Consider the following 24,285-nt stretch of genomic DNA (forward strand, 5'->3'; position numbering starts at 1 on the left):
GCCCTGCCGCGAGTCCCGATCCGCCTATCAGACAGCGAGCTGTCGGCCGCGCACCAACCGGTGCGCGGCCGACAGCTCAGCGGGTGTGGTCGTGCGCCGGGCGGTCGCGCTCCGGGGCGCGGCCGCCAGCGGCGGCCTTGAGGTCGGCGCGCAGGTTCTTCGGCAGGGAGAAGGCAATCTTCTCCGTCGCGGTACGCACCTGCTCAACGTCGGTGAATCCCAGTTCCCCCAGTCGCTCGATCACCTCGCGCACCAGTATCTCCGGCACCGAGGCCCCGGAGGTCAAGCCCACGGTGTTCGCGCCGTCGAACCAGGAGGGATCCAACTCGCGGGCGTAGTCGACCCGGTGGGCGGCGGGCGCGCCGGCCTCCAGGGCGACCTCCTTCAGCCGCACGGAGTTGGAGGAGTTGCCGGAGCCGACCACAATCATCACGTCCACCTGCGAGGCGATGCTCTTAACGGCCCCCTGCCGGTTCTGAGTGGCGTAGCAGATGTCGTCACCGGGCGGGTCGCTCAGGCCCGGGAAACGCTCCCGCAGGCGCCGCACCGTCTCCATGGTCTCGTCCACGGACAGGGTGGTCTGGCTGATCCACACCACCTTGCTCGGGTCGCGCACCTGCACCGAGTCGACCTCGTCGGGACCGTTGACCACCTGAATGTGGTCGGGCGCCTCCCCCTGGGTCCCCTCGACCTCCTCGTGGCCCGAGTGACCGACCAGGATGATGTCGTAGTCGTCCTTGGCGAAACGAATCGCCTGCTTGTGTACCTTCGTCACCAGCGGGCAGGTCGCGTCGATCGTCTGCAGGTGGCGGGCGGCCGCCTGCGCGTGCACGGCCGGGGACACGCCGTGGGCGGAGAAGACCACGCGCGCCCCCTCGGGCACCTGATCGGTCTCCGAGACGAACACCGCGCCCCGCTTCGAGAGCGCCTCCACCACGTACTTGTTGTGCACGATCTCCTTGCGCACGTATATCGGCGCCCCATAGAGGGCCAGGGCCTGTTCCACGGCGTCGACGGCGCGATCCACGCCGGCGCAGTAGCCGCGCGGGGAGGCCAGCAGGATGCGCTTTCCGGGCCTGCCGGCGGTATCCGGCGCACCCGCAGCAGCTTGAGCAATCGTCACGCTCCCACTGTGCCACACCACCCGGTCGGACGGACACGCCCCGGCGGCGTTTAACGTGGCACAGTGGAGCACGTGACCGACTCCTCGCCCCGCCGCACACCTTCGCCGCCCGCGCAGGCGCCCCTGAACCCGCCCGCCGCCCAGCCCGCTGGTCCCGGCACGAGCCGACCCCTGGCTCGTCTGGCGCGTGAGACCACCCCGGAGAACCCCTGGCCGTTGCGGCTGCTGTCCACCAAGATCGACGAGTACGTCAACAAGATGACCTTCGTGTGGGTGGAGGGGCAGATCGTCCAGTTCAACCGGCGCCCCGGCTCGGGCATGCAGTACCTGACCCTGCGCGACGCCGACGCCGACATGTCCATGTCCGTGTCCGTGTTCACCCGGGAGCTGACCGCCATCGAGCGGGCCACCGGCGTGCAGGTGACCGAGGGGGCCCGCGTCGTCGTCCACGCCAAGCCGCGCTTCTGGACCAAGCGCGGCAGCCTGGAGTTGCGCGCCGACGACATCCGCCCGGTCGGTATCGGCGACCTGCTTGCCCGCATCGAGCAGCTGCGCCGGATCCTGGCGGCCGAGGGCCTGTTCGACGCCGAGCGCAAGCACCCACTGCCCTTCCTGCCCCGCAAGGTCGGACTGGTTTGCGGCCGCAACGCCAAGGCCAAGGACGACGTCGTCGTCAACGCCCGCCTGCGCTGGCCCGGCCTGCCCTTCGAGATCCGTGAGGTCGCCGTGCAGGGGGCGCAGGCGGTGCGGGAGGTCACCGCCGCCATCCGGGAGCTCGACGCCGACCCGAGCGTGGACGTGATCGTAGTGGCGCGCGGGGGTGGGGCCGTAGAGGACCTGCTGCCATTCTCCGACGAGGGGCTAGTGCGGGCCGCGGCCGCCGCCCGCACCCCGATCGTCTCCGCGATCGGGCACGAGACCGACTGCCCGCTGCTGGACCTTGTCGCCGACTACCGGGCATCCACCCCCACGGATGCGGCCCGTCGCATTGTGCCGGATCTGGCCGAGGAGACCATGGGCTTGGACCAGGCCCGTGAGCGCATGCGCACGGTGCTGCGCTCCCGCCTGGACGCCGAGCAGCGCGGCCTGGACCAGGTGCTGGCCCGGCCGGTGATGGCCGATCCGACACTCATCGTGCGCGACCGGGTTGCCGAGCTGGAGCAGGCCCGCGAGCGCATGCGCCGCGCGCTGTCCGCCACGTTGTCCCTGGCCGACGCCGATCTGCGCGCCGATCACGCCCGCCTGCGGGCCCTGTCCCCCCAGGGTGTGCTCGACCGGGGCTACGCGATCCTGCGCAGCCCGGGCGGCGGCATCATCACCTCCGCCCAGCAGTTGAAGAAGGGCGATCTGATCGAGGGTGTGCTGGCCTCGGGCCGCCTGGTGGCGCAGGTTGTGGGCACCACCAAGCCCGCCTCCAACGCACCCGAATAACGAAACGCCGCCCCGCGCCGGGTCGGACTACACCCACCTGCGCCGAGCCCGACCCTGCCGAGTGCCAGGTTCAGCTTCCCGGCCGCGTCACCGACTCCCGCTCAACCACGCGCCCGACGATTCGCAGGTTCTGCGGCTGCGCATCCGGGTTGTCCAGCAGCCCATACAGCCGCTCCACCGCCCACGCCGCCATCTCCGCGTGCGGGAGGGCGATGGAGGTCAACGGCGGGGACAGCGACTCGTTTATCAGCACCATGTCGTCGAATCCGACCACCGACAGGTCCTGCGGTATACGCAGTCCCAACTCGGCGGCGGCCGCGTACACGCCCATGGCCATGGCGTCGGCGAAGCAGAACACTCCGGTGGGGCGCTGTGCCGGTGGCGCGTCAAGCAGCCGGATGGCGGCGTCGTGAGCGGCGCGACCGGTCGGCATGCAGGCGGCGACGACGGGCTCGATGCCACTAGCGCGGCAGCGGGCGACGAATCCCTGTGCGCGCCCGTGAGCCGCGGGGATGTCATCCTGGTTGTTGATCATGGCCACGCGGCGGTGCCCGGACGCTAACAGCGTCTCGGCGCCGGCGCGTCCGCCGGCCACTTCATCCGGCACCACCCAGGAGTACCGGGCGTCGGTGGTGAAGGCGTTGACCACCACCGTGGGCACGCCCGCCAAAGCGGATGGCACCGTCACCTCCTGGTGGTAGAGGGCACCGAGGATGACGCCGTCGACTTGATGATCCATGAGGGTGGCGATCACACCGTCCTCGTCGTCTGCCGTGTCGGCGACGATGAGCAGCCCGCCGTGGGCGCGCACGGCGTCCTGGGCTCCCAGCACCATGCGGCCCAGGTGTTCGGTGGTGGCCAGTTGGCGCCCGACCAAGGCGATCGTGTCCGTGCGTCGAGTGCGCAGGGCGCGGGCGGAGGGGTTGGCGCGGTAGCCGAGAGCCGCCGCCACGGACTTGACGTGGGTGCGGGTCTCCTCCGAGACGCGCGATCCCTCCGGGTTGTTCAAGGCGTGCGAGACCGTCGTGACGGATACGCCGGCCTCCCGGGCCACATCCTTGATGGTGACCCGGTCAGCCTTGCGACCAGGGCTCATCGGCCACTCCCTCCTGCAAACACTCGGGCAGGCGGTAAGTATCCCCCATGTGGTCCGCCGCGATGCAGGCGCGGGCCATCAAGGCCATCGGCGTACCAGGCGTGCAGTTGCTTGCCGGTTCGCGCGGAGTCTCGATCCGGATTCACCGTGCCCGAGCGTTAACTGGCGCACATCCGCCGCCCGCGTGCAACAATCGGTGCCATGAGCGCACCCTCCCCCGCTGAGTCGATCGGCCCCGCAGACGCCAACGCCGACGTCGCCTCCCTGCCCTACGAGCAGGCCCGCGAGCAGCTGGTCGGCGTCGTCCAGCGCCTGGAGGCCGGTCAGGTTCCCCTGGAGGAGGCCCTGAAGCTGTGGGAGCGCGGCGAGGCCCTGGCCGCCCGCTGCCAGTCCTGGCTCGACGACGCGCGCGCCCGCCTGGCCGCCGTCGCCGGCAATGGCAGCGAGTCCACCGAATCCGCCGTCCCCGACGCCAATTCCACACCCTTCTGAGCGCCCTTCCGCCCCGTATTCACTTGTCACCGTCCGCCCTCGCCACCGCCCATCAACCATGAGGAGCCCAACATGTCCGCACCCGGCCCCGCAGGCGCCGCTCTCGTCATCGGCGAGGCGCTCGTCGACGTCGTCATCCACCCCGGCGAGCCCGCCCAAGACATTCCCGGCGGCTCCCCCGCCAACGTCGCCCTGGGACTCAGTCGCCTGGGCCGCGACGCCGAGCTGGACTGCTGGATCGGCACCGACCCGCGCGGCCTGGCGGTGAAGGCGCACCTGGAGGCCTCCGGAGTGCGGCTGACACCGGGGTCCGACGGCGCCGAGCGCACCTCGACGGCACAGGCCACCATCGGCGCCGACCGGGCCGCCACCTACGTGTTCGACCTGGACTGGAATCCGCCCTACCCGCAGCGCACTGAGGGCGCCCCCGCGCCACTGCTGGTGCACACCGGCTCCATCGGGGCGGTCCTCCAGCCCGGCGCACGCACGGTCGAACAGGTGCTGTCCGACTACCGGGCCACCTCCACGATCTGCTACGACCCCAACGCCCGCCCGCAGCTGATGGGCACGCCCGAGCAGGCACGCGCGCAGGTCGAGCGGCTGATCGCCCTGGCCGACGTGGTCAAGTGCTCCGATGAGGACATTGCCTGGTTCTACGGTGAGGACGCGGACGTCGAGGCCGTGGCGCGCGACTGGCTGAAGCTGGGCGCGGCCGTCGTCGTCGTCACCCGCGGCAAGCAGGGTTCGCTGGCGGTGACCGCCTCCGGGCTGCGCATGGAGGTGCCCGCCGACCCCACCGTGGTGGTCTCCGACACCGTCGGCGCGGGCGACTCCTTCATGGGCGGGCTCGAGGACGGCATCTGGGCAGAGGGCCTGGTGGGCGCCGAGCAGCGTGAGGCGCTGCGCAACATCGACGCCGCGGCGCTCGAGCGCGTGCTGCGGCATGCGGCCGCCATCGCGGACATCACCGTCTCCCGCGCCGGCGCCAACCCGCCCACCCGCGCCGAGCTGGAGGGCCACACCGCCTGACCCCGCCCGGCCCCTCCGCAGTGGCGGGCAGGTTCGGCGCTCAGTACAGCGGGATCTCGTCGAGCATGCGCGTGACCAGCTCGGCGATCTCGCTGCGCTCGGTGCGCACCAGGTCGATGTGCGCGAACAGGTCCCGGTCCTTCAGGGACTCGACCACGCTGACCACGCCGTCCCAGCGGCCCACCCGCAGGTTGTCCCGCTGGGCGACGTCGTGGGTGAGCACCACCTTGGAGTTCTGGCCGATCCGGGACAGCACCGTCAGCAGCACATTGCGCTCCAGCGACTGGGCCTCGTCCACGATCACGAAGGCGTCGTGCAGGGAGCGTCCGCGCACGTGCGTCAGTGGCAGCACCTCCAGCTGCCCGGCGGCGACGATCCGGTCGATCCGGTCCGTGGGCACCACCGAGCTGAGGGTGTCAAACACCGCGTCCCCCCAGGGGGACATCTTCTCAGCCGAGTCGCCGGGCAGGTAGCCGAGGGTCTGCCCGCCCACCGCGTACAGGGGCCGGAACACCATCACCTTGCGGTGCTCGTGCCGGTTGACGACGGCGTCCAGGCCGGCGCTCAGCGCCAGGGCGGACTTGCCGGTGCCCGCACGGCCGCCCAGTGAGACGATGCCGATGTCGGGGTTGAGCAGGTGGTCGATGGCGATGCGCTGCTCGGCGCTGCGCCCGCGCACGCCGAACACCTCACGGGAGGGGTCGACCAGGTGCAGGGTCCCGCCGATCACGGTGGCCAGCGCCGATCCGCGTGGGGAGGTCACCACCACGCCGGTGTGGGTGGGTTGAGCCGCCAGGTCGTCGGCGGCCTCCTCGTCCGTCAGCCCGGACAGGTCCAGGACACCGTCGTCCCACAGGCGGGAGATCTCCTCCGCGGTGACGGTTACAGCGGTCATGCCGGAGTAGATGTCCTCGCTGGCGAGCTCGGCCCGGTACTCCTCCGCGGTCAGCCCGACGGCCGCGGCCTTGATACGCATGGGCAGGTCCTTGGACACGACGACGACCTCGCCGTCGTCCCCTCCCTGCCGGGCGCGGCGGGCAAGGGTGACGGCCACGGACAGGATGCGGGAGTCGTTGTCGCCCAGGCGCATGGCGGCGGGCAGCACGTGGTCGTCGGCGCCGTTGAGTTCGACCCGCACCGTGCCGCCGCGGTCGCCCACGGGGATGGGGCGGTCGAGCCGGCCGTGCTGCTCGCGCAGGCCGTCGAGCAGCCGCAGTGCGGAGCGGGCGAAGTAGCCCAGCTCGGGGTGGTGACGCTTGCCCTCCAACTCGGTGACCACCACGACCGGCAGCACGACGGCGTGCTCGTCGAAGCGCAACACGGCGCGGGGGTCTGACAGTAGGACCGAGGTGTCCAGGACGTAGGTTCGCATGGCTGTCTCCGTCTGTGCTCGGCGGGCTGTACCCGACGTCCGGACCCGGCCCGTCTGTGATACCGCTCACCATACCCGCTGTCGCTGCCGGAACGCTGAGCACAACGAGGCGTGGTGGCCGGACCGCCGTCCGCGTACGTCTACAGCCACGTACCCACCCGCCGACGGCCAGCCACGGAGCCACCGCCGACCGCGGGGGCCGGCGCCCGAACAAACCTCGGCTACTTGCCCAATCGGCGCTCGCGTCGCCCGTAGTCGCGCAGCGCCCGCAGGAAGTCGATGCGGCGGAAGTCCGGCCAGTACACCTCGCAGAAGTAGTACTCGGAGTGAACCGACTGCCACAGCAGGAAGCCGGACAGGCGCTGCTCCCCCGACGTGCGGATGACCAGCTCGGGGTCGGGCTGCCCCTTGGTGTACAGGTGGGCGGTGATGTCCTCCTCGGACAGGGAGTCGGCGACCTGCTCCAGCGTGGCGCCGGCGGCGGCGCGCTCACGCAGCAGGGAGCGCACGGCGTCGGCAATCTCTTGGCGCCCGCCGTAGCCGACGGCGACGTTGACCTGCATACGCCCATCCACGCCCGGCCCGCCGGCATTCCCCGCCGCAGACGCCGAGGCGCCGCCGGCGGCGGATCCGGGCCCGACGCTCCCAGCGTCGTCGAGGCCGTCGTCGTCGCGCCCGGCGGTGGACGCGACGGCGGCGCGCAGCCGGTCCGCCACGGGCGCGGGCAACAGGTCCACATTCCCCACCAGACGCAGCCGCCAGCGGCCGGCGGCGGCCAACTCGTCGACGGCGTGGGCGATGATGTCCAGCAGTGGTGAGAGCTCGGCGGGGTCGCGGGAGAGGTTGTCGGTGCTCAGCAGCCACAGGGTGACCACACCGACTCCGGCATCCTCCGCCCAGCCCAGGAACTCCTCGATCTTGTCGGCGCCACGCTTGTGCCCCTGGGCGGTGCCGATACCCATGGCCCGCGCCCAACGGCGGTTGCCGTCGAGGATGACGCCCACATGCTCGGGCACGCGGTCGGGTTTGACCTGGGCGACCAGGCGGCGCTCGTAGAGGTCGTACAGGAGGTTGTCGCCCGCCATGGCTCGTCTCTTTCTGTGCGCGCCGGTCCGCTATGACGCCACCGCACCAGGGTCGGTGGGCGCGCCCAGCTCCGAGGGTACCGCGAGTGAGCCCTAGCCCACCTTCCCCACAAACCTACGGAAGCGTAAGTTACGGTAGCGTAGGTTGCTGGGACGTCCACGTGAGGAGAACCGTCGATGCGTACTTCCGCCCGGTCGCGCGGCGCGGCCGCAATCAGCGCCGCCAACGACCTCGCCCGCGCCGTCAAACCCAAGTTGCGCGGGTGGATCCACGCCTGCACCGCTCCCCTGGCGCTGGCCGCCTGCATCGTGCTGACGGTACTGGCGCCGGGTGCGGGGTTGAAGTGGGCGTGTGCCGCCTACCTGGCCTGCTCGCTGCTGCTGTTCGCCAATTCGGGCGTCTACCACATCTCCAACGGCCACTTCCCCAGCGCCGTGTCCACGGTGCTGCAGCGCTTTGACCATGCCAACATCTACCTGCTGATCGCCGGCACCTACACACCCCTGTCGGTGGCGCTGCTAGACGCCGGCACGGCCCGTCTGGTGCTGGGGATCGTGTGGGGCGGGGCCGTACTCGGCATCCTCACCACGCTGCTGTGGCCGACGGCGCCGCGCTGGCTGTCGACCCTGTTCTACATCCTGCTCGGCTGGGTGGCGCTGTGGTTCCTGCCCCAATTCTGGGTCACCGGCGGCCCGGCGGTCTTCTGGCTGCTGGTGGCCGGCGGCGTCGTCTATACGGTGGGCGGTGTCATCTACGCGCGCAAGCGCCCCGACCCGTTCCCCCGCTGGTTCGGCTTCCATGAGATCTTCCATACGTGCACGGTGGCCGCGTGGGCCTGCCACTGCGTGGCCTGTTATCTGGCGGTGCTGGGCTGAGAGGCCGCGAACCGCGCCACGCCCACCGCAGACATCTGGCTGACATGGCCACGCACACCGCCGTCGCCGACCCACGGGACGGCGGGAGCGTATAGACTCGCGGTTTATATCCGGACAGCACCTGAGGATTTCTGCCGCCCGTTCGCAAGGAGGAACCATGGCCGAAGAGACCACCGAACAGCAGGGCACCTGGCTCACCCAGGAGGCGTTCGACCGACTCACCGAGGAACTCGAGCGCCGCAAGAACGTTGAGCGCAAGGCGATCGCCCAGCGCGTGGAGGCCGCCCGCCAGGAGGGGGACCTGCGGGAGAACGCCGGCTATCACGCGGCCCGCGAGGAGGCCTCGCTCAACGAGGCCCGCATTGTCACGCTCACCGAGATGCTGGAGCACGCGCAGGTGGGCGCCGCCAGCTTCGACGGCTCCGTCACCGCGGGCACCGTCGTCACGGCGAAGGTCGCCGGCCGCGAGCAATCCTTCGCCCTGGGCGGGCAGGAGATCACCGCGGACGTCCCCGAGGGCGTCAAGGTCTTCTCCCCCGATGCCCCGCTCGGCCGCGCCCTCATGGGGCACCGCGCCGGCGAGACCGTCACCTACAACGCGCCCACCGGCAAGGAGATAACCGCCGAGATCATCGACGTCAAGGCGCTGTAGACCGCACCAACGACCAACGCGCCCCGTGCCCGCCCATGCGGCGGGCACGGGGCGCGCTCGTTCCTCTCCTGTTCCCACTCGTACTCCACGCCTCGCGCCGCATTCCCGGGTCGGCGCGAACGGGGCGTTTTCGACCGGGGTGCCGCGGGGGTGCCCGCGCATACGCCTCCGGCGTACTCCCATGGTTCACACTTAACGCGCTCGGCCGCCCCGAGTACGGTCACCCCCATGACAGCAGCTACACAGCCCGCTCCTGCCGCCGCGCCGACGGCGCGCCCCCGCCCGGCCCGCAACCCTCAGATTCCCGGCCGGGAGACCACGCTCCTGCCCAACCCGGGTGACCACGTCGTCCTGGGCACTCCCCTGGACGGCCCCTGGCCCGAGGGCACTCAGGTGCTCTACCTGGCGGGCGGCTGTTTCTGGGGTGTGGAGCGCTTCCTGTGGCGCCAGCCCGGCGTCGTGGCCACCGCCGTGGGCTACATGGGCGGCACCACCCCGAACGCCACCTACCGGGAGGTGTGCACCGGCGCCACCGGTCACGCCGAGACGGTGCGCGTGGCTTATGACCCGGACGTGTGCGGGCAGGGCGGGGAGAGCCTGCTGCGCACCTTCTGGGAGAACCACGACTCCACCCAGCTGAACCGGCACGGCAACGACGTCGGCACCCAGTACCGCTCGGCGGTGTGGACCACCACGTCGGCGCAGGCCAACGCCGCCCTGGCGATCCGCACCGCCTTCCAGGGGGAGCTGACGCGGCTGGGCCGCGGCACCTGCGTGACCACGATCGCGCCGGCCACCGAGCTGTACGCCGACTTCGGCGGCCCCTTCTACCTGGCGGAGGACTACCACCAGGGCTACCTGGATAAGAACCCCGACGGCTACTGCAACCACGGCCCCAACGGGATCACCTGCCCGATCGGGATCGCGAACGTGCCCGCCCAGACGGACGTGCTGCCGCCCGAGGCGGTGTAAGCACACCGAGCACGCCGCGGCAACGCGTTCGGGCCGGGCAGAGGCGTTCAGCGTCTCTACCCGGCCCGTTACGTTCCCACCCGGCGCCCTACCGGCGCCGGCGGCGGCGAGGAAGGCCGCCGCCTTCAGGCACCCAGCGCCAGGTTGACGGCCACCCCCAGCATGACCAGGCCGACCAGTACATCCAGCACGCGCCAGGTGCGTGGGCTGGACAGCGGCCCGGACAGCGCCCGCGCCCCCAGGCCCAGCGCCGTGAACCACAGGATCGACGCCGTACCGGCGCCGGCGGCGGCCACCCACCGGGCCGCCCCGAAGCCGTTGGTGACCGTGCCGAGCATCAGCACGGTGTCGAGATAGACGTGCGGGTTCAGCCAGGTGAGCGCGAGCGTCGTCAGCGCCACCGACGACGCCGGACGCGCCTGCTCCTGCTCAAGCGCACCGGGACGCATGGCCGACCGGAAGCTGGAGATCGCGAAGCCGATCAGGTAGAGCACGCCGCCCCAGCGCAGCACCTCCAGGGCCCAGGGGGCCAGGCGCGCCACCACGCCGATCCCGCCGGTGCCGATGGCGATGAGCGCCAAGTCGCTGAGCGCGCAGATGGCGATCACCAGCCCGACATGTTCGCGGCGTACGCCCTGGCGCAGTACCCACGCGTTCTGTGCGCCGATCGCCACGATCAGCCCCAGGCCGGTGGCGAAGCCGGTAATGGCCGGTGCCAAGCCTGCGTTGTGTGCGGCCGACACCGTTCCGAAGACCGGTGCCGCCGTCAGGGCAGTGGACGTCGGATTCCAGGGCGCAGGGATCAAGGCCGCGCAATCCAGCAGGCTCATGGAAGTGATCACGACCCGACCGTACGGGCAACGGCCGGGCTGCCGTAAGCCCGGCCCGCCGTCCGCCTCGGTGGCGGAGCCCACGCGGTGCCGGGTGCAACTCGCCGTCGGCGGACCGCACCGCAGGGATCGCACCGGAAATGTGCCAATATCAGGGCATGAGTGAGCGCAGTGACTTCACAGACGACCGCGGCTATGGCGACCGCGGCAACCGTCGCGACCGATACGACCGGCGCGACCGCGGGGACTACCGCGGCTCCGGCGGCTACGACCGTGGCTACCGCAGCAACTACCGGGGCGACGGCGAGCGCGGCTACGGCCGGGATCGCGGCTATGGCGACCGGCGCGACGACCGGGGCTATAACCGCGACCGCGACGGCCGGGGATACGACCGGGGCGGGCGCGGATACGACCGCGACGGCCGGGGCTACCGCAACCACCGAGAGGACCGGGATTATCGCGACAACCGCGGCTATGGCGACCGGCGCGGACGCGACTACCAGCGCGACGACCGCGGCGGACGCGGTTACGACCAGAGCCGGAGCTACGACCGGGGCGGACGCGGATACGACCGAGACAGCCGGGGGTATGACCGCGGCGGGCGCGGTTACGACCGGGGAGATCGGGACCGCGACTACCGGCGCGAGGGCCGCCGCCACGAAAAGGGCCCGCGCAAGGGCACGCTCAGCGACCTGGTGGATTACCTGCACGTACTCGACGGCCGCTCCTATTCCGCCTACCGCGACACGGTCGGCCACTACCGCGCCCCCGAGGGCTGGGTCCTGCACGTCGACTACGTCCAGCCCGACCCCTACGCCCCGCCCACCCGCATCCGCATTCAGGTTCCTGCCGACCTGCCGGGTCTGAAGCTGCTTCACGAGGAGGACCTGCTGTCCACCCACGACCGGCGCGTCGCGGTGGGCGACTTCCTCACCCGGGAACTGCACCGCGGTTTCCGCGGCACCAACCTCTCGATCGCCGGCCCCGGCCAGGAGATTCTCGAGCGCTGCTCCGTCATCGTCTCCGCCCCGGCCGAGGCCGATCCCGAGGCACAGACCGACGCCGATGCCTCCGCCGCGGCGTCCGCAGCGGACGCGGAGGAATCGCGCGGCCCCGCAAAGCCGGCCGACGAGGTCGTGGACCTGTTCACGGTGCTGACCGAGACGGACGCCGAAGACGCGGACGAGTCCGTTGCAGTGGAGGAGGCGAGCAGCCCCCGCGCGACCGCCGCCGAGGATGATGCCGCCGCCGACGATGACGCCGCTGAGGGCGCTGCCGAAGAGGACATGCCCGCCGCGGATGACTTCGCCGCTGCCATCGGCTCCACCGAGCCCGTCGACACCACGATTGCGGCGCCGTCGGCGCAGATCGAGTTCACCGAGCCGGCCTCCGCCGCCTCCGCTCCACAGGCCCCGGACGCCGTCGAGGACGCCGAGGACACTGCCGAGGTCGCAGGAGCTGAAGCAGAGGAGGCGCCCGCCCCGGCTGCCGCCTCCGGCCCCGACTTCATCATTGAGATCCGCGCCCGGGTGGCGCTGCCGGCCCGTGGCCGCTCCATCCGCGGCCGCGAGGCCGCGAATATCTTCAACCTGGACCTGACCCGCGAGGTCAACGCGGCCCTGGACCTGACCGGCGAGCGTGCCGAGCGCCTGCTGGCGCACGTCGCCGCCCTGGAGGACCACCGGGCGCTGACGCGGGCGGTGCTCGACAACGGCTGGGTCTCCTTCCTCGCCGACGGGTCGATCCTGCCCCGCCGCTCCGGCGTCAGCGATGCCCCCATGGAGGAGGGCGCCGTCGCGCTGACCGCCCCGGACTCGCTGGCCGCCACCGTCACCCTGCCGCACGCCGGCGAGGTGCGCGGCACCGCCGTCGGCTCCGGAGTGACGCTCATCGTCGGCGGCGGCTACCACGGCAAGTCCACGCTGCTGAGTGCGATCGAGCGCGGCGTCTACCCGCACGTGCCGGGCGACGGCCGCGAGCTGGTCGCCACGGTCCCGGACGCCGTCAAGGTACGCGCCGCGGATGGCCGGGCGGTCACGGGCGTGGACCTGACCCCGTTCATCTCCCACCTGCCCGGCGGGAGGGACACCGCCTCCTTCACCACCACCAATGCCTCCGGTTCCACCTCGCAGGCGGCCTCCATCGTGGAGTCGATCGAGGCGGGCGCCTCGGCGCTGCTGCTGGATGAGGACACCTCCGCCACCAACCTCCTGATCCGCGATGCGCGCATGCGCACGCTGGTGGCCGACGACCAGGAGCCGATCACCCCGTTCGTGGACCGGGTGGGCGCGCTGGCCGAGGCGGGCGTGTCCACCGTGCTGGTGATGGGCGGCTCCGGGGACTACCTGGATGTGGCCGACCGAGTGCTGCTGCTGGACTCCTACGTGCTGCACGACGCCACCGAGCGGGCCGCCGAGGTCGCTGCGGCGCAGCCGCGGGAGGCCACGGCGCTCGCGGACTTCCCCATGCAGACCCCGCGCGTGCCGCTGCCCTCGCAGCGCACCCAGCGCGGCCCGGTGCGCACGCGCGCCCGCGGTACGGACTCGCTCACCCTGGACCGGGAAGACATCGACATCTCCGACGTGGCCGGCGTGGTCGAGTCCGGACAGGCGGAGGCCGTGGCCTACGCCCTGCGCGCACTGCTGGAGCAGCGCTTCGACGGGGAGTCGACGCTTGCCCAGTGTCTGGAGGACCTGGATGCGCTGCTGGACGATGAGGGCCTGGACGCGTTGGATCGTCGCCCGGCCTTCCTGGTGCGCCCGCGCATGGTGGACGTGGCGGCCGCGGTGAACCGCTACCGCAAGCTCAAGCTGGCCTGAGGAGCCCACACAGGCAGCTGAGCGCCGCTCAAGGCCCAAATGGACGGGGAGCCCGCCACCTTGCGAGGTGACGGGCTCCCGCGTGTATGGGCAGCGCGAGACGGATTCAGCGCAGCGCGGCCAGCGCCTGGTCCTGGGCGACGATCGCCTCGACCATTGCGGGGACCTCGGCGTCGTGGAAGGCGGCCGGGGCGAAGCTGGACATGTTCTCGAAGTCGGTGGCCAGGTGCAGGTTGACCTGCGGCCCCACCACGCCGGTGGTGAAGTTCGACAGAATCAGGCGCAGGGCCTCGATCGGCCGGTGGCCGGCGGAGAAGGAGTAGCCGACCAGGCCGACGGCCTTGTTGGCCAGCACGGACGGGGTGACGAAGTCGATCGCGTTCTTCAGCGCGCCCGGGACGGAGTGGTTGTACTCCGGGGTGACGAAGACGTAGGCGTCGTATGCCGCCAGGGTCTCGTTCCACTTCACCGCGGCAGGGTCCTTGGCGGGGGCGGCCATCGGGGGAAGCTCCTCGGCGAAGACCGGCAGGTTGAAGGCGGCGAGCTCGAGGACCTCGGCCTGCACGCCCGCAACGGTGTTGGCCTTCTCGGCAACCCACTGGGCGACGGGCCCGCCCACGGAGTTGGGGCGAACGGAGCCGGTGATCACGGCGATCTTGGTCATGTTGTACTCCTTGAAAGCACGGTTGAAAGCAAATCAAGCAGACCGGACTCTAGGCCAAAGGTCCCCGCCGACATACAGCTCATCCAATGACCTTGCTCATACTCATCGCTCATGCTTCTAGAAGGCCGTGTGTTTCCAAGGCACGCCCCCAGTTAGGCTGAGAGCGTGAGCGATGCCGGAAGCAACGGAAACCACGCCGACCCCGACTCCCATTGGGACGGTGCCCGCTACCTGCGGGAGATTCTGCGCGTCCCCGTCTATGAGGCCGCCGAGCACACCCCCCTACAGCCGATGCCCGCGCTGTCGACCCGCCTGGGCAACACGGTTGAGACCAAGCGCGAGGACCTGCAGTCCGTTCACTCCTTCAAGATCCGCGGCGCCTACAACGCCATGCGCTCACTGTCCGACGCCGAGCGCGAGCGCGGCGTGGTCACCGCCTCCGCCGGCAACCACGCCCAGGGCGTCGCCCGCTCCGCCTCCCTGCTGGGGGTGCGCGCACTGATCGTCATGCCCACCGTCACCCCCCGCATCAAGGTCGACGCCGTGCGCACCCTGGGGGGCGAGGTGCTGCTGAGCGGGGACAACTTCGACGCCGCCAAGGCCGAGGCGCTGCGCCTGGCCGAGGCCGAGGGGCTGACCTACATCGCCCCCTTCGACGATCCCCGCGTCATCGCCGGCCAGGGCACCATCGGATTGGAGATGATCCAGCAGGACGCCAATCTAGACCGCGTGTTCGTGCCCGTGGGCGGTGGTGGCCTGGTCTCCGGCATCGCCGTGCTGATCAAGCAGCTCATGCCGCAGGTACAGGTCATCGGCGTCGAGCACGAGGAGTCCGCCTGCCTGAATGCCGCACTGGCCGCCGGGGAGCCGGTCACGCTGGAGCACGTCGGCCTGTTCGCCGAGGGGGTGGCGGTGCGCCGCATCGGAGATGAGACCTTCCGCCTGTGTGCGCAGCTGCTCGACGACGTCGTCACCGTCTCCTCCGACGAGGTCTCCGCCGCCGTGCGCGACCTGTTCGAGGACCTGCGCGCCGTGCCCGAGCCGAGCGGCGCCGTCGCCCTGGCGGGGCTGAAGCAGTACGTCGCCGCGCACGACCTCTCCGGCGAGCGACTGGCCTGCGTGTTGTCGGGCGCGAATCTGAACTTCCACCAACTGCGCTACATCTCCGAACGCGCCGAGATCGGCGAGCAGCGCGAGGCCATCCTGGGCGTGACCATCCCCGAGGTGCAGGGCGAGTTCCTGCGCTTCGCCTCCGTGTTGGGCGGCCGCGCGGTCACCGAGTTCAACTACCGGGTCTCGGCCTCCGCCCCCGCGGGCGCACCGGCCCGAATCTTTGTGGGCGTGCGGCTCACTCGCGGACGCGACGAGCGCCGCGAGATCGTCGCCGACCTGGAGGCCGCCGGCTACGGCGTGGTGGACCTGACCGAGGACGAACTCGCCAAGGTGCATGTGCGCTCCATGATCGGCGGGCGGGCCCCGGAGGGCCTGGTGGAGCGGCTGTTCAGCTTCGAGTTCCCGGAGTCTCCCGGGGCGCTGACCCGGTTCCTGGAGATCCTGGGGACCCGCTGGAACATCACCCTGTTCCACTACCGCACCGACGGCGCCGACTACGGGCGCATCCTGACGGCCTTCGAGGCCGGCCCGGACGACGCCGAGCTGACCGAGCACATGGATCGGCTCGGTTACGCCTACCAGGAGGAGACGGACGACCCCTCCGCCCGTTTCTTCCTTGCCCGCTGACCCCGCCGCCCCCTTCACCGAGGTCGGTAGATCTTACACACCGAGGTCGGTTGCACCCTCAACGGTCTCTTCGCGTTTAGGAGCTCTTCCGGTTTGTGGGTGTGGTGTCCACGGGCCGGTCGGGAGCCTGAGCCGGGCGTGTAAGTGGACTGGGGGCTCTGCTACGCCGGTTGGGCGTTAACAACGCTACTTAACGCTCTGCTGTATACCTCGGAGCCCTTCAGTAAACCGTTAACAGGCGTTATTAACCCCGAAGTGGCGTTGGAGACCGGGAAGTGGCGTAGCAGATGACCCCCGCTCCCAGACGCCGGGGTCGCCGGCAGACAAGTCCGGCCTGGTGAACCGGCAGGGTCACCGGTTTCCTCACCCGGCGACACGTCGGCCGCCACATCCACAAGCACGAGGAGCCGGTCTGGATGGCCTGGTGGGGTTGTTCAAGGACACGGCCCGGCCCTCTAGGACGCCTCCCGGGAGAGCATCCTCGGCGGCCCGACGACGACTCCGCCGACCCGAGCACGACCGCACCGCACCAACCACCACCCCCACACCACAGACCCGGCCGGAACCCACACCCGCAAACCGGAAGAGCCTGTTTAGGGTTGTGACTGGCGGCGTGTTCTGGCCGGCCCCGCAACGGCCTCCTCATGCCCGAACGCCGCCCTCCCACACCCGAGGACAGCCTCCGCATTGTCCTTTCGACCCGCCGCACCCTCAAACACGAAGACCCATAAACATCGCCACATTAAGAGCAATTCAATAGCACACCTTGCACCTTCATTACACATCTGATATATTTACGACGAGCGGCATCCTCAATACGAAAGGCGCGATCAACAATGCCCCCTGAACCCGCCACTCGCTCGCGACGCACACTGCGTTTGGTAATTGGCCTGCTAGCACTGGCGGTGGCGGTACGAGCATTCACGATCGGCAATACCCTCGAAGCCATCGCGAGCCTTGTTTTAGGGGTGCTGTTCGTCGCCGCCGCATTCCTAGGGCGCTCCGGATCACCGAAGGCCTGAGCCGCACGCAGATCATCCGTTTCCCCTGCTTTTCACCTCACCCCGATCGAGGAGAGAATCATGGAACACGTCTTCGAGGTTGTTGGGCTGCGCTCCTGGTACAACCGCTCCGACCCCGTCCTGACCGATGTCTCGCTGACACTCGATGCGGGCGAGGCGGTGGGGTTACTGGGCGTCAACGGCGCCGGAAAAACCACCATGCTCAAGGCGCTCTGCGACGCGCACCGGGGTTACGAGTTCCGGTCCATGCGGTACCACGGACGCGCATGCAGGCCGGATACGCCCGCATTCAAACAGCAGCGCTATTTCGCCTTAACCAACGACACGTCGTTCCCCACCTGGTCCTTGGACACCTTCATTCGTTTCCTGGACCGCGCCTATGGGCGGCGAGAACGCCCGCAGCTGCTCGACGAACTCATCGACGGCTTCAACTTCGGCGACTATCGGTCAACCCCATTCGGGCAGCTGTCCAGCGGCACCCGAAAGAAGGCAGCGCTCATCGCCGCCTTCCAAACGCCGGCCGACATCTTATTCCTCGACGAGCCGGTGGACTTCCTCGACTTCGCGGCAACGGAATATCTCTACCACTGCATAGTCGCTGCCGCCGAACGTGGGCAGGCGGTACTACTGAGCTCCCACATCGCCGAGTCCTTCACCCGGTGCACCACTAGGCTCTACGTACTCTCCGCGGGCCGGCTCAGCGGCCCCTTCGACACTCCTGGTGATTCCGATGCTGTCGCAGCCCTCATCAACTAGCGCTCTGGCAGCTCGAGCCGTGGCGGGCGAGTTCCTCAGCAAACGGACCATATGGTCCAGCCTGATCCTGACGGCGGTCGCGGCGTGGGTTGGCATGCACCTGGGCGTCGTGGTCAACCTGCGGGTCGCCTCCGCCGGGGTCTTCCTGGCCACGGCGGCAGCCATGTCATCAATCGCCTGGACCTGGGTCCACAGCGAGCGGTGGCCGGGCCTGACACGTTTCCCGATCGCCGCCAAGGACCTGGCTCGCGCCGCCTACCTCGTCGGTTCGCTGGTGGTGTTCCTTGAAGTCGTTCTACCCGTGATCGCGTTCATCTCCACGGCTCAAAACGTCACGTGGACCGATGCCATCACGGTGACTCTGCTCGCCCTCGGAATGGCGCCCCCGGTCCTCCTGCTCTGGAGCGGCCCCACGCGCCGCCATCGCCTGGGAGCGCTCATCGCATTGGCGGCCGGGATCGTCCTTGGCGTTGTCCTCAATCCGCTCATAGCGGCCGTGATGCTCGCCGTCGAGGGCACCGTCTGTTTCCTCCTCGGCTTCGAGGTGGTTGATGACGCCGCACGAAGGCGAGGAGCCGGACTGCGCGTCTCCAGCCTCGTACTCGGTGAGCTGGCGAGCTCCCGGATGACGCAGATCAACACCGCCGCGCTGGTTGCCTTCGGCTGGCTGTTCAACGCAATGCTCCACAACCACGGTGCCGCGCTGCCGCTCGGGGCCGTCATGGTGGTGCAAAACACCCCGCTCAACGCCTACTTCTCCCGGCATCCGAGCACCTGGCTCGTGGTCAAGACCTGCCCACGCACGTGGCGCACGCTATGCGTTTACGCCCTCCAACTCGCGGCCCTGTACCTGATATGCGGAGCCGTCGCCGTCTTCGCTCCCGAGCCAACCCTCGCGCACTTCGGCAACGACGTCGTCTTCGTGGTCACCGCGGCTTCATCCGCGGCCCTGGCCGCTGCAGTCATGGAATGGCGCTGGCCGCTGCTCGATTGGAAGTCCGAACGCGAAGTAATCCGCCACCCGCGCAAGTACGTTCCCGCACTCGTCGCCTGCATACTCTCCACCGCATGCTGGGCGCTCACACGCTGAGCGGGTGCGGCCCCGACGACGGCGGGACGCGCACGCCCGCTCAGCTGCGCCAGTTCCGAATGCGCCAGGCGTCAGCGAACGCGGATCCGGCTAAGGTCGCGCACCGCGCCGAGGTCGGCGCTGGTGGCCAGCATGGCGTAGGCGCGCAGAGCCTTGGACACGTGCCGGGGACGCGGGTTGTGCGGCGTCCACGCGTCCTCCCCGCGAGCCTCCTCCTCGGCGCGACGCCGGGCGATCTCCGCCTCGTCCACATCCAACTCGATGGAGCGGTTCGGGATGTCGATGACGATGCGGTCGCCGGTGCGTACCAGTCCGATGAGCCCGCCCGCGGCGGCCTCCGGGGAGACGTGCCCGATGGACAGCCCGGAAGTGCCTCCGGAGAAGCGGCCGTCGGTAAGCAGCGCGCATTCCTTGCCCAGGTGCATGGACTTTATGTAGGTGGTCGGGTAGAGCATCTCCTGCATGCCCGGGCCGCCGCGGGGCCCCTCGTGGGAGATGATGACGACGTCCCCGGCCTTCACCTTGCCGCCGAGGATGCCGTCCACGGCCTCCTCCTGGGACTCGAAGACGACGGCGGGGCCGGAGAAGGTCAGGATCGAGGCATCCACCCCGGCGGTCTTGACGATGCAGCCCTTCTCCGCGACGTTTCCGAACAGGACGGCCAGGCCGCCGTCTGCGGAGTAGGCGTGGGCGATGTCGCGGATGGCGCCATTCTCCCGGTCCACGTCCAGGGCCTCCCACCGGGAGTTCTGGGAGAACATCTGGGTGGTGCGCACGCCCGCGGGGGCGGCCAGGTAGCGGGTGCGGATCGCCTCGTCGACACGGCTCGCCTGCGGGTCGCGCACGCCGTCCTCGCCGGGGCGGCCGATGTCGTACTGGTCGAGTTCGTCGGCCAGGGTGCCGCGCAGCACGGTGCGGGTAGTGGTGTCGAGCAGACCACCGCGGTCGAGTTCTCCGAGGATGCCCATGATGCCGCCGGCGCGGTGGACGTCCTCCACGTGCACGAGGTTGGTCGAGGGGGCCACCTTGCACAGGTGGGGCACCTTGCGGGAGAGGCGGTCGATGTCGGCCATCTTGAAGTCGACCTCCGCCTCCTGGGCGGCGGCTAGCAAGTGCAGCACCGTGTTGGTCGACCCGCCCATGGCGATGTCCAGGCTCATGGCGTTCTCGAAGGCGGGCTTAGTGGCGATCGACCGCGGCAGGACGGAGGCGTCGTCGTCCTCGTAGTAGGCCTTGGCGATCTCCACGATCCGGCGGCCGGCCTCCTGGAACAGGGCCTTGCGGTCCGCGTGGGTGGCGACGAGCGAGCCGTTGGTGGGCAGCGCCATGCCCAGGGCCTCGGTCAGGCAGTTCATGGAGTTGGCGGTGAACATGCCCGAGCAGGAGCCGCAGGTGGGGCAGGCCAGGCGCTCGATGGCGGAAATGGTCTCGTCGGGGACGGTGGGGTCGGCGGCGTCCATCATGGCGTCGATCAGGTCGAGCTTGCGGGTGGTGCCGTCGGCGGCGACCATCTTCCCGGACTCCATGGGCCCGCCGGACACGAAGATCGTGGGGATGTTCAGGCGCAGCGAGGCCATGAGCATGCCGGGGGTGATCTTGTCGCAGTTGGAGATGCACACCAGGGCGTCGGCGCAGTGCGCGTTCGCCATGTACTCCACGGAGTCGGCGATCAGCTCGCGACTGGGCAGGGAGTAGAGCATGCCGTCGTGCCCCATGGCGATGCCGTCGTCGACGGCGATCGTGTTGAACTCCTTGGCGATGCCGCCGGCGGCCTCCACCTGTTCGGCGACGACGCGGCCGACGTCCCGCAGGCCCACGTGTCCGGGGACGAACTCGGTGAAGGAGTTGGCGATGGCGATGATGGGCTTGCCGAAGTCCGAGTCCTTCACGCCGGTGGCGCGCCACAGGGCGCGGGCGCCGGCCATGTTGCGGCCGGTGGTGGAGGTAGCACTGCGATAGCGGGGCATGAGCGTCTCCTGGGATGCGGACGATTTTCGAATGGCCACAGCGTAGTGTCAGCAACGTCGGCAGTCCGTGTGCGTTCACTCACCGGACCACCGGTTTCCCGCGGCACAGCACCATTCCACCGACGACGTCCCCACTCACCGGCAGGCGAGACGCCTCACATCTACCCGCCGAATTACGGCACACACTCCTCACGCCTCCCTCCTCCTGCCCCGCCGCCGACATGCCCGCCCCACCCGCCATCGCCCTCTACTGCGAACTTTTGCCCCCTGGTGTACACCATTTCGCCGTACATCAGGGGGCAAAAACTCATACCAGAGCACGAACTCGCGTCTCCGGCCGAGTAGATAAGCGCTCCAGGAGCGGACCGCCGCGGCGGCCACCCGCCCGGGGCGCCCGCGTCACATGGTGCCGAGGATCTCGGTGACGAACACCAGGGTGTCGCCGCCCTTGATACCGGCCTGCGGCACTCCGCGCGAGCCATAGCCGAGCTCGGACGGAATGGACAGAATCACGCGGCTGCCAACGCGCTGGCCGACCAGCCCATCGTCCCAACCGCGGATGACCATGCCAACGCCAACCTGAAAGTTGAGCGGCTGGCCGCGGTCGTAGGAGTTGTCGAAGACGCGCCCGTTCCAGACCTGGCCCAGGTAGTGGCACACGACGGTGTCGCCGGCCTCGATGACGGCGCCGTCACCGGCGTCAAGCACCTGCACCTGCAGGCCCTCGGGGGCATCCGGCCCGGGGAAGGTCAAGGTCGGCTTGGCGCCCTTGGCGCCGGAAACGGTGGGCATGTTGCTGTTGATCATGCGGGCCAGGCTACGGCAGGGGGCGCAGCCGCGCCCAGTTCGCCGCACGGCCCGACGGCGTCGTCTGCCCCACTCAGGACGCGACGGTGCCCGCGGCGCCGGAGACCGGACCGCGGGCACCGTCGTCGGCACCGAAGGCGTCAGTTGTCGCGCAGTATGGCGAGAATGCGCAGGAACTCCACGTACAGCCACACCAGGGTGACGGTCAGGCCGAAGGCGCCGGACCAGGCGTACCGGGTGGGCAGGCCGCGCTCCACCCCGCGCTGAATGGACTCGAAGTCCATGGTGAGGCTGGCGGCCGCCATGACGACGGCGAGCACGCCGACCACCAGGCCCAGCGGAATGCCGAAGATAGTGGCGCCGCGCAGGCCCCACGGGTCGGAGACGAGGCCCGTGAGCATGAGCACAAAGTTGATCACGCTGAAGATCAGGTAGCCGCCCATGGCGGTCAGCAGGATGCGCTGCGCCTTGGAGCTCAAGCGGAAGCCGGCGAACTTGTAAGCCGCCAGCACCACGCCGAAGGTCGCCACCGAGGCAAGCACCGCCTGCATGACAATGCCGTCGTAAAAGCTCTCCATGACGCCGGAGAACGCGCCGAGCATGGCGCCCTCGCAGACGGCGTAGGCCATGATCAGTGCCGGGCTGGGCTCGCGCTTGGCGGAGTTGACCAGGCCCAGCACCAGGGCGCCGATCGCGCCGCCTACCAGGGCCAGCAGGCCGATCTCCGCCGTGGCCTCGGTGGTGGCCAGCATCCAGCTGACGGCGCCGACGGCGAGGATCACCGCGAAGATACCGAAGGTGCGCACGATGACGTCGTCGTAGGTCATGCGGCCGCGGTCCACGTTGGTGGCCGCCGGCGCGCCGTACTGGGCCTCCAGGTCGGAGAGCTGCTGCGGGGAGACGCTGCCGTAGGCGGGCGCCTGGCCGTACTGGCCGCCGGTCTGATAGCCGTAGGCGGGTGCCTGGCCGTACGGCTGGGTGGCCTGCGGGCCGGCCTGGCCGGGCTGGTATCCCGGCATGGTCGGATAGCCGTTGGGAGTGCGCTGCACGGACGACGCCGAACTGGCGCTCCCGTCGAATACGGGGCTGCGGGAGAAGTACGGGTTGCTCATCGCGTGAAGTATCGCCGATATTCCTGAAGAAGCCCTGAACGCGGTCAGCCACCGGCTCCACCAGGAGTTCAAGGCTCCGGTCACCCGGCATATCTACCGACCCCGCCGGTAACCTCACCCGGCCTCGGTCAGGTTCCTCCTCCAGGAGGACCCCGCTCCTCCGGCGTGCCCAGGACGACGCGGCGACTAATCGCCAGCCGGACCGATGAAGGCGCCCGGGACGCTTCCTAACCTGGTGGTGTTCGGACGCAGGCCGGTAAACATCCGGCCGCAGCCGCCGCGCAAATGCGCGAACACGCAAACGCGCCACCCCGCCCCGAAAAGAGTTGATTCCGTTGATCGAAGCTGTCGATCTCACCAAGCGCTACGGCTCCAAGACCGCCGTCGACCACATCTCCTTCACGATCGAACCCGGCACCGTCACCGGCTTCCTCGGCCCCAACGGCGCCGGCAAGTCCACCACCATGCGCCTGATCATGGGCCTGGACAAGCCCACCGAGGGCACCGTGAAGGTCAACGGCCACTTCTACCGGGACCTGGCGGCTCCCCTGTGCCAGGTCGGTGCGCTCCTGGACGCCAAGGGCCTGCACGGCTCCCGCAGCGCCCGCGCCCACCTGACCCAGTTGGCGGTCTCCAACGGCATCCCCACCCGCCGCGTCGACGAGGTGCTGGACCTGACCGGCCTGACCCCGGTGGCCAAGAAGCGCGTCAAGGGCTTCAGCCTGGGCATGAGCCAGCGCCTGGGCATTGCCGCCGCACTCCTGGGCGACCCGCAGGTACTCATCTTCGACGAGCCCGTCAACGGCCTGGACCCCGAGGGCGTGAAGTGGGTGCGCGAGACCTGCCGCCACCTGGCCGACCAGGGCCGCACCGTCTTCATCTCCTCCCACCTGATGAGCGAGATGGCGCAGACCGCCGACCACCTGCTGGTCATCGGCCGCGGCCGCATCCTCACCTCCGGCCCCGTCGACGAGGTGATCGCCTCCGCCACCAACGACGTCGTCCGCGTCGCCTCGCCGCAGACAGCCGACCTCGCCGCCGCCCTGAACACCGCCGGCATCGACACCAAGGCTCCCGAGCCCGGCGTCCTGACCACCACGATGGCACCCGCCGCCCGGGTCGGGGAGATCGCCGCCGCACACGGCATCGTCCTGCACGAGCTGGCCACCCAGCGCGCCTCCCTGGAGGAGGCCTACCTGGAGTTGACCGGCAACGACGTCGAATACACCGCCGGCTCGGCCCCGGCGCCTTTCCCCGCGGCCGCCGCCCGGCCCTGACCGCCGGGCCCACCGCCCGCGCGCCGGCCGGCCCGCCGCACCCCACAAGCCACATCGACACACGAAAGCATCC

General features: G+C 70.0%; 20 protein-coding genes and 1 pseudogene. 12 read left to right on the forward strand and 9 right to left on the reverse strand.

Features of this window, described 5'->3' with window-relative positions; all coding sequences use genetic code 11:
• Positions 1 to 76: 76 nt before the first annotated feature.
• Entirely contained in the window at positions 77 to 1,123 is a 1,047-nt protein-coding gene (locus BN1056_RS14120) for a 4-hydroxy-3-methylbut-2-enyl diphosphate reductase (RefSeq protein WP_210582276.1), read from the reverse strand.
• 63 nt (positions 1,124 to 1,186) lie between these two features.
• Here BN1056_RS14120 and xseA point away from each other — a divergent pair, with 63 nt between their 5' ends.
• Complete coding sequence (gene xseA / locus BN1056_RS14125; RefSeq protein WP_210582278.1) at positions 1,187 to 2,554, forward strand: exodeoxyribonuclease VII large subunit; 1,368 nt, start codon at positions 1,187 to 1,189, stop codon at positions 2,552 to 2,554.
• Between the two features lie 70 nt (positions 2,555 to 2,624).
• Here xseA and BN1056_RS14130 read toward each other — a convergent pair whose 3' ends face one another.
• A complete protein-coding gene (locus BN1056_RS14130; RefSeq protein ID WP_210582280.1) occupies positions 2,625 to 3,650 on the reverse strand; it encodes a LacI family DNA-binding transcriptional regulator in 1,026 nt (341 codons plus the stop codon).
• A 201-nt stretch (positions 3,651 to 3,851) separates the two neighbouring features.
• Here BN1056_RS14130 and BN1056_RS14135 point away from each other — a divergent pair, with 201 nt between their 5' ends.
• Complete coding sequence (locus BN1056_RS14135) at positions 3,852 to 4,142, forward strand: exodeoxyribonuclease VII small subunit (protein WP_210582283.1); 291 nt, start codon at positions 3,852 to 3,854, stop codon at positions 4,140 to 4,142.
• Positions 4,143 to 4,214: 72 nt separating this feature from the next.
• Positions 4,215 to 5,171 carry a carbohydrate kinase family protein gene (locus BN1056_RS14140; RefSeq protein ID WP_073328381.1) on the forward strand — a complete coding sequence of 319 codons (957 nt, stop codon included), beginning with the start codon at positions 4,215 to 4,217 and terminating at the stop codon, positions 5,169 to 5,171.
• Between the two features lie 40 nt (positions 5,172 to 5,211).
• Here the strand turns inward: BN1056_RS14140 and phoH2 are convergent, their stop codons facing one another.
• Together phoH2 and uppS are read right to left on the reverse strand one after the other, a co-directional pair.
• On the reverse strand, positions 5,212 to 6,543 hold the full coding sequence (gene phoH2 / locus BN1056_RS14145; RefSeq protein ID WP_210582285.1) for an RNA 5'-3' helicase PhoH2: 1,332 nt from the start codon (positions 6,541 to 6,543) through the stop codon (positions 5,212 to 5,214).
• A gap of 221 nt (positions 6,544 to 6,764) precedes the next feature.
• Positions 6,765 to 7,628 (reverse strand): polyprenyl diphosphate synthase, encoded by an 864-nt coding sequence (gene uppS / locus BN1056_RS14150; protein ID WP_210582287.1) that lies wholly within the window; start codon positions 7,626 to 7,628, stop codon positions 6,765 to 6,767.
• Between the two features lie 177 nt (positions 7,629 to 7,805).
• Between uppS and trhA the strand changes: the two genes are divergently transcribed.
• The 3 genes from trhA (at position 7,806) to msrA (ending at position 10,128) form a co-directional block, all read left to right on the forward strand.
• Positions 7,806 to 8,504 (forward strand): PAQR family membrane homeostasis protein TrhA, encoded by a 699-nt coding sequence (trhA, locus tag BN1056_RS14155; RefSeq protein ID WP_210582289.1) that lies wholly within the window; start codon positions 7,806 to 7,808, stop codon positions 8,502 to 8,504.
• Positions 8,505 to 8,661: 157 nt separating this feature from the next.
• Complete coding sequence (locus tag BN1056_RS14160) at positions 8,662 to 9,156, forward strand: GreA/GreB family elongation factor (protein WP_210582291.1); 495 nt, start codon at positions 8,662 to 8,664, stop codon at positions 9,154 to 9,156.
• A gap of 228 nt (positions 9,157 to 9,384) precedes the next feature.
• Entirely contained in the window at positions 9,385 to 10,128 is a 744-nt protein-coding gene (gene msrA / locus BN1056_RS14165) for a peptide-methionine (S)-S-oxide reductase MsrA (RefSeq protein WP_108968364.1), read from the forward strand.
• Positions 10,129 to 10,253: 125 nt separating this feature from the next.
• Here the strand turns inward: msrA and BN1056_RS14170 are convergent, their stop codons facing one another.
• Complete coding sequence (locus BN1056_RS14170) at positions 10,254 to 10,847, reverse strand: LysE/ArgO family amino acid transporter (RefSeq protein ID WP_244671742.1); 594 nt, start codon at positions 10,845 to 10,847, stop codon at positions 10,254 to 10,256.
• Positions 10,848 to 11,116: 269 nt separating this feature from the next.
• Between BN1056_RS14170 and BN1056_RS15155 the strand changes: the two are divergent.
• Together BN1056_RS15155 and BN1056_RS15160 are read left to right on the forward strand one after the other, a co-directional pair.
• Positions 11,117 to 11,971, forward strand: a pseudogene (locus BN1056_RS15155) (ABC-ATPase domain-containing protein); the annotation flags it as partial.
• Between the two features lie 183 nt (positions 11,972 to 12,154).
• Entirely contained in the window at positions 12,155 to 13,777 is a 1,623-nt protein-coding gene (locus BN1056_RS15160) for a P-loop domain-containing protein (RefSeq protein ID WP_425306135.1), read from the forward strand.
• Positions 13,778 to 13,883: 106 nt separating this feature from the next.
• Here BN1056_RS15160 and BN1056_RS14185 read toward each other — a convergent pair whose 3' ends face one another.
• Complete coding sequence (locus tag BN1056_RS14185; protein ID WP_210582293.1) at positions 13,884 to 14,441, reverse strand: NADPH-dependent FMN reductase; 558 nt, start codon at positions 14,439 to 14,441, stop codon at positions 13,884 to 13,886.
• A gap of 165 nt (positions 14,442 to 14,606) precedes the next feature.
• On the opposite strand from BN1056_RS14185, the gene ilvA reads away from it, so the two are divergent.
• From ilvA to BN1056_RS14200, 3 genes are all read left to right on the forward strand, one after another.
• Positions 14,607 to 16,181 (forward strand): threonine ammonia-lyase, biosynthetic, encoded by a 1,575-nt coding sequence (gene ilvA / locus BN1056_RS14190; protein WP_210582295.1) that lies wholly within the window; start codon positions 14,607 to 14,609, stop codon positions 16,179 to 16,181.
• Between the two features lie 1,082 nt (positions 16,182 to 17,263).
• Positions 17,264 to 17,959 (forward strand): ABC transporter ATP-binding protein, encoded by a 696-nt coding sequence (locus BN1056_RS14195; protein ID WP_210582298.1) that lies wholly within the window; start codon positions 17,264 to 17,266, stop codon positions 17,957 to 17,959.
• A gap of 94 nt (positions 17,960 to 18,053) precedes the next feature.
• A complete protein-coding gene (locus BN1056_RS14200; protein ID WP_210582300.1) occupies positions 18,054 to 19,049 on the forward strand; it encodes a hypothetical protein in 996 nt (331 codons plus the stop codon).
• A 71-nt stretch (positions 19,050 to 19,120) separates the two neighbouring features.
• Here BN1056_RS14200 and ilvD read toward each other — a convergent pair whose 3' ends face one another.
• From ilvD to BN1056_RS14215, 3 genes are all read right to left on the reverse strand, one after another.
• A complete protein-coding gene (ilvD, locus tag BN1056_RS14205; RefSeq protein ID WP_210582302.1) occupies positions 19,121 to 21,016 on the reverse strand; it encodes a dihydroxy-acid dehydratase in 1,896 nt (631 codons plus the stop codon).
• A gap of 399 nt (positions 21,017 to 21,415) precedes the next feature.
• Complete coding sequence (locus tag BN1056_RS14210) at positions 21,416 to 21,823, reverse strand: FKBP-type peptidyl-prolyl cis-trans isomerase (protein ID WP_073328349.1); 408 nt, start codon at positions 21,821 to 21,823, stop codon at positions 21,416 to 21,418.
• Between the two features lie 140 nt (positions 21,824 to 21,963).
• On the reverse strand, positions 21,964 to 22,935 hold the full coding sequence (locus tag BN1056_RS14215; RefSeq protein WP_210582304.1) for a Bax inhibitor-1/YccA family protein: 972 nt from the start codon (positions 22,933 to 22,935) through the stop codon (positions 21,964 to 21,966).
• 335 nt (positions 22,936 to 23,270) lie between these two features.
• Here BN1056_RS14215 and BN1056_RS14220 point away from each other — a divergent pair, with 335 nt between their 5' ends.
• A complete protein-coding gene (locus BN1056_RS14220) occupies positions 23,271 to 24,212 on the forward strand; it encodes an ABC transporter ATP-binding protein (RefSeq protein ID WP_210582307.1) in 942 nt (313 codons plus the stop codon).
• Positions 24,213 to 24,285: the final 73 nt, after the last annotated feature.

Source organism: Actinomyces succiniciruminis, assembly GCF_900002405.1.
Classification (GTDB): Bacteria; Actinomycetota; Actinomycetes; order Actinomycetales; family Actinomycetaceae; genus Actinomyces; species Actinomyces succiniciruminis.

What these genes read in the sequence shown, in the direction of transcription:
- BN1056_RS14130 (WP_210582280.1), bottom strand. Translation starts at nt 3,650, where the DNA reads ATGAGCCCTGGTCGCAAGGCTGACCGGGTCACCATCAAGGATGTGGCC.
- BN1056_RS14135 (WP_210582283.1), top strand. Translation starts at nt 3,852, where the DNA reads ATGAGCGCACCCTCCCCCGCTGAGTCGATCGGCCCCGCAGACGCCAAC.
- BN1056_RS14140 (WP_073328381.1), top strand. Translation starts at nt 4,215, where the DNA reads ATGTCCGCACCCGGCCCCGCAGGCGCCGCTCTCGTCATCGGCGAGGCG.
- phoH2 (WP_210582285.1), bottom strand. Translation starts at nt 6,543, where the DNA reads ATGCGAACCTACGTCCTGGACACCTCGGTCCTACTGTCAGACCCCCGC.
- uppS (WP_210582287.1), bottom strand. Translation starts at nt 7,628, where the DNA reads ATGGCGGGCGACAACCTCCTGTACGACCTCTACGAGCGCCGCCTGGTC.
- trhA (WP_210582289.1), top strand. Translation starts at nt 7,806, where the DNA reads ATGCGTACTTCCGCCCGGTCGCGCGGCGCGGCCGCAATCAGCGCCGCC.
- BN1056_RS14160 (WP_210582291.1), top strand. Translation starts at nt 8,662, where the DNA reads ATGGCCGAAGAGACCACCGAACAGCAGGGCACCTGGCTCACCCAGGAG.
- msrA (WP_108968364.1), top strand. Translation starts at nt 9,385, where the DNA reads ATGACAGCAGCTACACAGCCCGCTCCTGCCGCCGCGCCGACGGCGCGC.
- BN1056_RS14185 (WP_210582293.1), bottom strand. Translation starts at nt 14,441, where the DNA reads ATGACCAAGATCGCCGTGATCACCGGCTCCGTTCGCCCCAACTCCGTG.
- BN1056_RS14195 (WP_210582298.1), top strand. Translation starts at nt 17,264, where the DNA reads ATGGAACACGTCTTCGAGGTTGTTGGGCTGCGCTCCTGGTACAACCGC.
- BN1056_RS14200 (WP_210582300.1), top strand. Translation starts at nt 18,054, where the DNA reads ATGCACCTGGGCGTCGTGGTCAACCTGCGGGTCGCCTCCGCCGGGGTC.
- ilvD (WP_210582302.1), bottom strand. Translation starts at nt 21,016, where the DNA reads ATGCCCCGCTATCGCAGTGCTACCTCCACCACCGGCCGCAACATGGCC.
- BN1056_RS14210 (WP_073328349.1), bottom strand. Translation starts at nt 21,823, where the DNA reads ATGATCAACAGCAACATGCCCACCGTTTCCGGCGCCAAGGGCGCCAAG.
- BN1056_RS14215 (WP_210582304.1), bottom strand. Translation starts at nt 22,935, where the DNA reads ATGAGCAACCCGTACTTCTCCCGCAGCCCCGTATTCGACGGGAGCGCC.